This window comes from Elstera litoralis, from assembly GCF_000963705.1.
Lineage (GTDB): Bacteria > Pseudomonadota > Alphaproteobacteria > Elsterales > Elsteraceae > Elstera > Elstera litoralis.
This window is the reverse complement of the sequence record NZ_LAJY01000668.1, coordinates 1-902: the sequence shown is the minus strand read 5'-3', so window position 1 is coordinate 902 and position 902 is coordinate 1. Positions and strand designations below refer to the sequence as shown.

The 902-nt window shown below is 62.4% G+C and carries 1 protein-coding gene and 1 pseudogene; one reads left to right on the top strand and one right to left on the bottom strand.

Going from position 1 to position 902, the window contains the following annotated elements; genetic code table 11:
- Window positions 1–328, top strand: a 328-nt coding sequence (locus tag VZ95_RS26075) for a hypothetical protein (protein WP_045777228.1), incomplete at its 5' end; no start/stop codon positions are given.
- A 57-nt stretch (window positions 329–385) separates the two neighbouring features.
- Here VZ95_RS26075 and VZ95_RS18820 read toward each other — a convergent pair.
- Window positions 386–902: pseudogene (locus tag VZ95_RS18820) on the bottom strand (DNA-directed RNA polymerase subunit beta'); the annotation flags it as partial.

Below are 902 nucleotides of genomic sequence, written 5' to 3'. Positions count from 1 at the left end.
CCTGACCCGTTACCGGAAAGCCCGCCACCGGCACCAGCGCTTCTACCAAGCGGCCAGCCGGGCGCTGACGCCGTTTTTCCAGTCGGACTCGCGCGTCCTGCCCTGGCTGCGCTACCCGCTCTGTGCCCTCCCCTGCTGGTTTCCGCCGACGCAATGGATCGGCGCGCAGGTGCTGGCGGGGGTGAAAACGGGGATCTTCTCGCGCATCGATCCGGCGGGATGGGCACCTGCCTATGGGTTGAGGGCGCCCGAAGCGACCTGCCGCACCAACTTCACGTCGATTCTCGCCGATGGCGGGAGCGGTGACGAGCCCCGGCCTGCCCCATAAGAAAACCCCGGTAGCAGGCGCTACCGGGGTTTGCTCATTCAGTTCTACCGTCCGCGCTTACGCGCTTTCGCGTTCGTCCGTCAGCGCCTCGTTGGGGGCTTCGGCAGCCAGCACGAGTTTGTCGCGCTCGGCGGCCACGCGACGGAATTCCGCCACGATAGAGCCCGTCCCCGCCGGGATGAGGCGACCGACGATGACGTTTTCCTTCAGACCGTTCAGCGTATCGGTTTTGCCCGACACGGCGGCTTCGGTCAGCACGCGGGTGGTTTCCTGGAAGGACGCCGCCGAGATGAAGGAATCCGTCTGCAACGACGCCTTGGTGATGCCCTGAAGCACCGGCTTGCCGTGGGCCGGGCGTTCGCCTTTGGCCACCAGCTTGCGGTTTTCAGCCTCATATTCCAGCTTACCGACCTGTTCGCCAACGAGGTAGGTGCTATCGCCAACCTCGTCGATTTCGATCTTTTGCAGCATTTGCCTGACGATCACTTCGATATGCTTATCGTTGATCTTCACGCCCTGCAAACGATACACGTCCTGGATTTCGTTTGGTCAAATAATTGGCCAAGGCTTCAAT